The sequence below is a fragment of the Streptomyces sp. URMC 126 genome, from assembly GCF_051386555.1.
Classification (GTDB): domain Bacteria; phylum Actinomycetota; class Actinomycetes; order Streptomycetales; family Streptomycetaceae; genus Streptomyces.
Map to the genome: position 1 here is coordinate 1 of NZ_JBPQTX010000308.1, position 8,102 is coordinate 8,102.

General features: G+C 74.7%; 7 protein-coding genes. 2 read left to right on the top strand and 5 right to left on the bottom strand.

Features of this window, described 5'->3' with window-relative positions:
• From dnaG to ACSNOK_RS27370, 3 genes are all read right to left on the bottom strand, one after another.
• Positions 1-1,379: DNA primase (gene dnaG, locus ACSNOK_RS27360; protein WP_436783458.1), on the bottom strand; the 1,379-nt coding region annotated here is incomplete at its 3' end.
• A 108-nt stretch (positions 1,380-1,487) separates the two neighbouring features.
• A complete protein-coding gene (locus ACSNOK_RS27365; RefSeq protein WP_436783459.1) occupies positions 1,488-2,756 on the bottom strand; it encodes an NAD(P)/FAD-dependent oxidoreductase in 1,269 nt (422 codons plus the stop codon).
• Positions 2,757-2,902: 146 nt separating this feature from the next.
• Positions 2,903-4,231: a deoxyguanosinetriphosphate triphosphohydrolase gene (locus ACSNOK_RS27370; RefSeq protein WP_436783460.1), complete on the bottom strand. Its 1,329-nt coding sequence runs from the start codon at positions 4,229-4,231 to the stop codon at positions 2,903-2,905.
• Between the two features lie 197 nt (positions 4,232-4,428).
• Here ACSNOK_RS27370 and ACSNOK_RS27375 point away from each other — a divergent pair, with 197 nt between their 5' ends.
• Positions 4,429-5,112: a SanA/YdcF family protein gene (locus tag ACSNOK_RS27375; RefSeq protein WP_436783464.1), complete on the top strand. Its 684-nt coding sequence runs from the start codon at positions 4,429-4,431 to the stop codon at positions 5,110-5,112.
• A 29-nt stretch (positions 5,113-5,141) separates the two neighbouring features.
• Here ACSNOK_RS27375 and ACSNOK_RS27380 read toward each other — a convergent pair whose 3' ends face one another.
• Positions 5,142-6,092 carry a trypsin-like serine peptidase gene (locus ACSNOK_RS27380; protein WP_436783461.1) on the bottom strand — a complete coding sequence of 317 codons (951 nt, stop codon included), beginning with the start codon at positions 6,090-6,092 and terminating at the stop codon, positions 5,142-5,144.
• Positions 6,093-6,293: 201 nt separating this feature from the next.
• Positions 6,294-7,079 carry a sulfite exporter TauE/SafE family protein gene (locus ACSNOK_RS27385; protein WP_436783462.1) on the bottom strand — a complete coding sequence of 262 codons (786 nt, stop codon included), beginning with the start codon at positions 7,077-7,079 and terminating at the stop codon, positions 6,294-6,296.
• Between the two features lie 160 nt (positions 7,080-7,239).
• Here ACSNOK_RS27385 and ACSNOK_RS27390 point away from each other — a divergent pair.
• Positions 7,240-8,102: oxidoreductase (locus ACSNOK_RS27390; protein ID WP_436783463.1), on the top strand; the 863-nt coding region annotated here is incomplete at its 3' end.

An 8,102-nucleotide genomic window follows, 5' to 3' on the forward strand; every position in this document is an offset into this window, starting at 1 on the left:
GCGGGGCGGGGGGCCTGCCGGCCCCGGCCGCCGTCGCGGCCCTCGCGCTCGCGCGCCCAGCGGGCGAGCTGGCCGACGCGCATGACGACGAACTGGGTGTCGAGAATGCCCAGCAGCCCGGCCAGCCGCACGGCGTACTGGTGGCGGATCGAGCTGTCCTTGATGTGGGCGACGATCGGGGCGGCTTCCTCCAGGGCCGCCGCCTGGCCCTCGGGGGTGTCGACGTCGTGCCGGGCGACGACGGAGCGGAGGGCGAACTCGAAGAGCGGCGTGCTCTCCTCGACCAGCTGCCGGACCGCGTCGTCGCCCTTGTCGAGCCGGAGTTCGCAGGGGTCCATGCCGCCGGGGGTGACGGCGATGTTGGTGTGCGCGGCGAACTTCTGGTCGTCCTCGAAGGCGCGCAGGGCGGCCCGCTGCCCGGCCGCGTCGCCGTCGAAGGTGAAGATCACCTTGGCCCGGGAGTTGTCCATCAGCAGCCGGCGGAGGATCTTGACGTGCTCGCCGCCGAAGGCGGTGCCGCAGGTGGCGATGGCGGTGGTGACGCCGGCGAGATGGCAGGCCATCACGTCGGTGTAGCCCTCGACGACGACCGCGCGGTTGCCCTTGGCGATGTCCTTCTTGGCGAGGTCGATGCCGTAGAGGACGTGGGACTTGCGGTAGATGGGCGTCTCGGGGGTGTTGAGGTACTTGGGGCCGTTGTCGTCGTCGCGGAGCTTGCGGGCGCCGAAGCCGACGACGTCGCCGGTGATGTCGCGGATGGGCCACATCAGCCGGCCGCGGAAGCGGTCGATGGGGCCGCGCCGGCCGTCCTGGGAGAGGCCGGAGAGGATCAGCTCCTTGTCGGTGAAGCCGCGGCCGCGCAGGTACCGGGTGAGGTGGTCCCAGCCGGCCGGGCTGTAGCCGACGCCGAAGTGCCGGGCGGCGGCCTGGTCGAAGCCGCGGCCGGCCAGGAAGGCCCGGCCGATCTCGGCCTCGGCGCCGTCGAGCTGCTCGGCGTAGAACCGCGCCGCGACCTTGTGCGCCTCGACCAGCCGGGTGCGCTCGCCCTGCTGACGGCCGGGCGTGTAGCCGCCCTCCTCGTAGCGCAGGGTGATGCCGGCCTGGGCGGCGAGCCGCTCGATGGTCTCGGTGAACGACAGGTGGTCGATCTTCATCACGAAGTCGACCGTGTCCCCGCCCTCCTGGCAGCCGAAGCAGTGGTACAGCCCCTTGGACGGGCTGACGTGGAAGGACGGGGACTTCTCGTCGTGGAACGGGCAGAGGCCCTTCAGGTTGCCGCCGCCGGCGTTGCGCAGCTGGAGGTATTCGGACACGACGGCGTCGATCGGGACGGCGTCCCGGACCGCCTTCACATCGTCATCGTTGATCCTGCCTGCCACGCGTGAAGTCTACTGGCGGCCGGTGACGCCCCCGGCCCGCGGTCCGCGGAACCCGGGCGATCTCCGGGGCGGCCCCTACGGCATCCCCGGGGAACCCTTCCGACGCCCCTAGGGCGCCGGTACCAGCGAGTCCAGCGGGACACCGGGGTCGGCCAGCGCCTCGGGGTCCGGGCGGGCGCCGGACCGGATGAGGCGTTGGACGGACTCCGTGACGTCCCACACGTTGACGTTCATCCCCGCCAGCACCCGGCCCTCCCGCAGCCAGAAGGCGATGAACTCGCGCTTGCCGACATCGCCGCGGCAGACCACCTGGTCGTAGGAGCCGGGCGGCGCGTAGCCGGAGTACTCCATGCCGATGTCGTACTGGTCGGAGAAGAAGTAGGGGACCCGGTCGTAGACGACCGGCCTGCCCAGCATGGCGCGGGCCGCCGCCGGGCCGCTGTGCAGGGCGTTGGCCCAGTGCTCGACGCGGAGCCGGCCGGCGGCGTCCGGCCGCTCGACCGCGGCGACGTCGCCGGCGGCGAAGACGTCGGGGTCGGAGGTGCGCAGGGCGGTGTCGACGGCGATGCCGCCGCCGTCCTCCCGGTCGACGAGGGCGAGCCCGGCGGCCTCGGCGAGCGCGGTGCGCGGGGCCGCGCCGATGGCGGCGAGGACGCTGTGCGCGGGGTGCTCCTCGCCGTCGTCGGTGTGGACCGCGAGGACCATGCCGTCCTGGCCGGTGATCTCGGTGAGGCGGGCGCCGAAGTGGAAGCGGACGCCGTGCTCGGCGTGCAGGTCGGTGAAGACCTGCCCGAGCTCGGGGCCGAGGACCCGGTGCAGCGGGGTGGGCTCGGGCTCGACGACGGTCACCTCGGCGCCGTAGCCGCGGGCGGCGGCGGCCACCTCCAGGCCGATCCAGCCGGCGCCGGCGATGACCAGGTGGCCGTTGTCCCGGCCGAGGGCGGCGAGGACGCCGCGCAGCCGCTCGGCGTGGGCGAGCCTGCGCAGGTGGTGGACGCCGGCCAGGCCGGTGCCGGGGATCTCCAGGCGGCGCGGTTCGGCGCCGGTGGCGAGCAGCAGCCGGTCGTAGTGGACGCACGTGCCGTCGCCCAGGCGGACCGTGCGGGCGGCGCGGTCGAGGTGGACGGCGGGCTGGCCGAGGTGGAGCTCGACGTCGGCGCGGGCGTACCAGGAGGGCTCGTGGACGAAGACGCTGTCCCGCTCGTCCTTCCCCATCAGGTACCCCTTGGAGAGCGGCGGGCGCTCGTAGGGGTGGTCGCGTTCGTCGCAGACGAGGATCACCCGCCCGGTGAATCCCTCCGCTCGGAGGGTCTCGGCCGCCTTCGCGCCGGCGAGCCCCCCTCCGACGATGACGAACGTCTGGTTCGCGTCCACCACTTGCTGCCTCCTCGCAACGATGTGCTTCGAGTCCCCGGTGCGATCGCCGGAACGGCCAGTGCGAGCGTCCCGCACGTGGCGGGCCGCCGGAAGAGGGCCGCGCCGGGGACCGTCCGCGGCCCGGGCCCTCCGCTTCCGCCCCCGCGTCAGCCGGCGGACGGCGGGCGGCCTCCGGTGAGCCGGGCGTGCAGGGTGCGCGCGGAGGCGTCGGTGAGGGCGGCGATCTGGTCGACGACGGCGCGCAGCCGGCCCGCGTCGTCCGCCGCGGCGCCGTACAGGGAGCGGAACTGCGGGTCGAGGCCGTCGGGCGCGCGGGCGATCAGTGCCTCGGCCAGCTCGGCGATCACGACGCGCTGGTCGGCGCGGAGCTTCTCCTGGTCCTCGCGCTGGATGACGTACCGGTCGGCGACGGCCTTGAGGACGGCGCACTCCAGCCGGGTGCCGTGCGGGACGACGAGCCCGGCGCGGTGCCGGGTGAGCCGGCCCGGGCCCCACGCCTCCCGGGTGGCGGTCTCGGCGGCCAGGCAGAAGCGGCCGATGAGCTGGCTGGTGGCGTCCTTGAGGCGGGCCTGGGCGACGGCCGAGCCGTCGTAGCCGTGCGGCCACCACTCCTGGTCGAGCAGCCGGTCGAGGGCCTCGGCCAGCTCCTCGGGGTCGGCACCGGGGGCGTAGCGGCGGGCGGCGACGGCGAAGATCTCGCGGCGTTCGGGTTCGGCCGCGAGGACGTTGGGGTCGAGGTGGCCGGCGTGCAGGCCGTCCTCGACGTCGTGGACGGAGTAGGCGACGTCGTCGGCCCAGTCCATGACCTGGGCCTCGAAGCTCCTGCGGTGCGGGGGCGCGCCCTGCCGCAGCCAGTGGAAGACCGGCAGGTCGTCGGGGTAGACGCCGAACTTGGCGGAGGCCGGGTCGGTGGGGTGGCCGGCGCGCGGCCAGGGGTACTTGGTGGCGGCATCGAGCGCGGCGCGGGTGAGGTTGAGGCCGACGCTCGCCGGCTCGCCGGTCTCGGGGTCGAGGGTGAAGCGCTTGGGCTCCAGCCGGGTCAGCAGCCGCAGGGACTGGGCGTTGCCCTCGAATCCGCCGCAGAGCCCGGCGACTTCGTCGAGCGCCCGTTCGCCGTTGTGGCCGAACGGCGGGTGGCCGAGGTCGTGCGCGAGGCAGGCGGTCTCGACCAGGTCGGGGTCGCAGCCGAGGGCGGCGCCGAGCTCCCGGCCGACCTGGGCGCACTCCAGGGAGTGCGTGAGCCGGGTGCGCGGGCTGGCGTCCCACACCTGGCCGCTGGCACCGGGGGTGACGACCTGTGTCTTCCCGGCGAGCCGGCGCAGCGCGGCGGAGTGCAGGACGCGGGCGCGGTCGCGCTGGAAGGCGGTGCGGCCCGGCCGCTTGTCGGGCTCGGGGGCCCAGCGCTCCAGGTCCGGGGCGTCGTAGCCGTCGAGGGCGGGCGCTTCGCCGCGCGCGGTTGCTGCTGAGCCGTTCATACCCCCGACGGTAGTCCCCGGGTCGGACAAGGGCATGGGGTCCCTCGGCCTGTCCCCGCCGGCCCGACCGGCCCGTCCGGCCTCACTGACCCGAGCGGCCCCCGACCCCCGGACCACGCGACCCGCCCGGTCCGCCGGGAACCGTGCCGCTCCGGATCGCGTTCTTTCCGTGCGGAAAGGGGGAGGCGAACATGAGTATGAAAAAGCGGCCGTTCCGCTGGCTGCCCGCCACCCGCAAGGGCCGGCGCCGGACCGTCCAGGCGGTGATGGCGGCCTGCGTGCTGGCCGTGCTGCCCGTCACCTGGGTGCACGCCGCCGCCGAGTCCCGGCTGTGGCAGGCCGACGACGTCCCGCCGGCGCCCGTGGCCATCGTCTTCGGCGCCGGACTGTGGCAGGGCAAGCCCTCCCCCTACCTGGCCCACCGGCTCGACACCGCCGTCGACCTGTACCGCGCGGGCAAGGTCCGCGTCGTGCTGGTCACCGGCGACAACGGCCGCCGGAAGTACAACGAGCCGGACGCCATGCGCGCCTACCTCCGCGAGCGCGGCGTCCCCGACGACCGCGTCGTCGCCGACTACGCCGGCTTCGACACCTGGGACTCCTGCACCCGCGCCCGCCGCGTCTTCGGGGTGCGCAAGGCGGTGCTGGTCACCCAGGACTTCCACATCCGGCGGGCGGTGGCACTGTGCGACGCGGCCGGGATCGACGCGTACGGAGTGGCCGTGGAGGCCCGGCGCGACCGCACCTGGTACGCGGCCGGCGCGCGGGAGATCCTGGCGGCGGGCAAGGCCGCGATGGACGCGGCCGTACGGCCGGGGCCCAGGTTCCTGGGCCCGCACGAGCCGGGGGTGGAGCGGGCGCTGCGGGCGGCGGAGCGCTGAGGCCGCCCCGGTGAGCGGCTGAGCGCCCGTCAGCCGGGCGAGGGCCGCGCCTGCCGCTTGGGCTCGCGGTTGTTTATGGCGTCCACGTACAGCCGGAAGATCTCGTCGTCGTTCACGGGGCTGTACGACACCTGCGACGAGCGGTCGCCGTCCGGACCGCCGCCGTTGAGCCCGCCCAGGACGCCGACCAGGTCGCCGGTCCGGGTCCGCTCGTTGAAGTGGACGAGCCAGGGGCTGCCCGAGGTGCCGGAGAAGAAGCCGTCACAGCGCATCTTCAGCTGGTTGTGGCTCTCCAGCTTGCTCGTCAGGGCGGTGCAGCGGATGGCCTCGTCGGCGGGGTCGTCGTCCGCGCTGGGGTAGCCGATGACGGTCACCCGGTTGACGTAGCCGGGGGTGCGGGCCAGCCGGTTGGCGCCGGTGACCTGCTCGATCTGACGGCCCTTCGCGTCGGGCCGGACGGTGGCGAAGGCGAAGTCGAGGTCGGAGCCCTCGCCGGTGTCGGTGCGTCTGGGGTCGACGAAGGTGCGGTCCACCGCCCACACCCCGTACGGCTGCTCCTTGGCGCCGGCCTGGTAGTCCGGCACGAACGCGGCGTCCTCGCCGATCGAGCAGTGCCCGGCCGTGGCGAGCAGGTTCCCCTTGGGGCTGTGGACGACGCTGGCCGTGCAGTGATGGCTCTTCATGTCCTCGCCGGTGTAGAAGAGGACGCCCACCGAGGGCACCCCGCCGAAGTGCCGCGCGCTGCTGGTGACGCGCTGCGCCTCGCTCCTGCCGTCGGCGTCCGCCGCGTCGTCGGTCACCGCGCGCCCGGCGGTCGCCGTGGGCTCGGGGCCCCAGAACCGGCGCGCCTGCTCGCTGGTCCAGCTGCGGTCCTTCCCGTGGCCGCCGGCCTGCGGGACGGCCGCCGCCAGGACGACGACATAGAGTCCCGCCAGCGTGGCCCGGCCCCACCGGGCCCGGCTCCACCGGGGAAAACGCACAGGCACCCCCACCACGTTCGGAAGGTCGTCGACAGGCTAACCGCACCGTCCGGCGCGGACGGCGCGCCGGACGGTTTTCCGTACCGTCGGACGACCGACGATCCGGTGTATGACCAGCGTACGAATGATCGTCAACCATCCACCACACGCGGGGCGGAACGTCCCGTCCCGTCCGCCCCGATCACACGAACGGCGTCCGCCCTACGCGGCCCACTGGTCGTAGCCGAGCTTGCAGAGCAGGCCCAGCACCACGACGACCAGCACCCCGCGCACGAAGCCGCTCCCCCGCTTCAGCGCCATCCGGGCGCCCAGCGTCCCGCCCGCCAGGTTGCAGACGGCCATCGGCAGGGCCGCCCACCACAGCACCGCGCCCTGGAGCGAGAAGGTGACCAGGGCGCCGACGTTGGTGCAGACGTTGACGATCTTGGCGGTGCCGGAGGCGGTCACCAGGTCCATGTGGAGGATCCCGGCCAGCGCGAGGACGAGGAAGGTGCCGGTCCCGGGGCCGATCAGGCCGTCGTAGAAGCCGATGCCCAGACCGGCGACGAGGATCGCCGTCCACACCCGGCGCCGGCTCACCGGGCCGGCGGCCGCGGCGGCGGCGCCGAAGCCCGGACGGAGCAGGACGAAGGCGAGGACCACGACCAGGATCACCATGATCAGCGGCCGGAGGACCGCGCTGTCGATGCCGGCCGCGAAGACCGCCCCGGCCAGCGAGCCGGCGAGCGCGGCGAACCCGGTGCGGAAGGCCGTGCGCAGGTCGAGGGGGGCGCGGCGGGCGTAGGAGACCGCGGCGGCGGCCGTGCCCCAGATCGCCACGGCCTTGTTGGTGCCGAGCACGTGCGCGGGCGGGGCGTGCGGCAGGCCGACCAGCAGGGCGGGGAGTTGGAGGAGGCCGCCGCCGCCCACGACGGCGTCGATCCAGCCGGCCGCGACCGCGGCGAGGCAGAGCAGGAGCAGGGTGGTCAGGGATATGTCGTGGGTCACCACGGGATCGTACGGGCGGAGGACGCGCCAACTCCGGTTCGCCGGCCGCCCGATGACCGTTCACGTATCGGGCGGGCCGTTGTCGGTGCCGTCCCCTAGGCTGGGTGTGGCAGGTGGCGGTCACCCTCGATGTGCCTGGTGAGGCAGGGCGGAGGAGCACATGACGAACGGCTGGACGCCGGCCGACATGCCCGACCAGAAGGGCCGGACGGCCGTGGTGACCGGCGCCAACAGCGGCATCGGCTTCGTCACCTCGCGGGAGCTGGCCCGGCGCGGCGCGCGGGTCGTGCTCGCCTGCCGGGACGAGACGCGCGGCCGGGCCGCCGAGGAGCTGCTGCGGCAGCAGGTGCCCGGCGCGGACGTCCGCCTCGCCCGGCTCGACCTCGCCGACCTGGCGTCGGTACGGTCCTTCGCCGCGGAGCTGCCCGAGGAGCGGCTGGACCTGCTGGTCGCCAACGCCGGGGTGATGGCCCTGCCCCGGCGGCGCACGGTCGACGGCTTCGAGATGCAGTTCGGCACCAACCACCTGGGGCACTTCGCGCTGGCCGGCCTGCTGCTGCCGCGGATGCGGGACGCCGGGTACGGGGCCCGGGTGGTGACCGTCTCCAGCTTTATGCACTACCTGGGCACGGTCGACCCCGCCGATCCGCAGATGGACCGGGGCTACCGCCGGTGGACCGCCTACGCCCGCTCCAAGAGCGCCAACCTCCTCTTCACCCACGAACTCGCCCGCCGCCTCGCAGCCGACGGCTCCCCGCTGGTCGCCGCGGCGGCGCACCCGGGCTTCGCGGCCACCGGCCTCCAGACGGCCGCGGTGCGGATGGAGGGCCGGCGGCGCACGGAGCGCGTCGTCGCCACGGCCACCCGCCTGGTGGCGCAGACCGCCGAGCACGGCGCTCTGCCCACGCTCTACGCCGCGACGGCTCCCGACGTCCGCCAGGACGACTTCATCGGCCCGGGCGGCCCGCTGATGCGCGGCGCCCCCGCCCGCTCGCCGCGCGCCCCCTGGACGCGGGACGACCG

Coding starts and splice junctions, on each gene's coding strand:
- ACSNOK_RS27370 (WP_436783460.1), bottom strand. CDS start 4,231: ATGAACGGCTCAGCAGCAACCGCGCGCGGCGAAGCGCCCGCCCTCGAC.
- ACSNOK_RS27375 (WP_436783464.1), top strand. CDS start 4,429: ATGAAAAAGCGGCCGTTCCGCTGGCTGCCCGCCACCCGCAAGGGCCGG.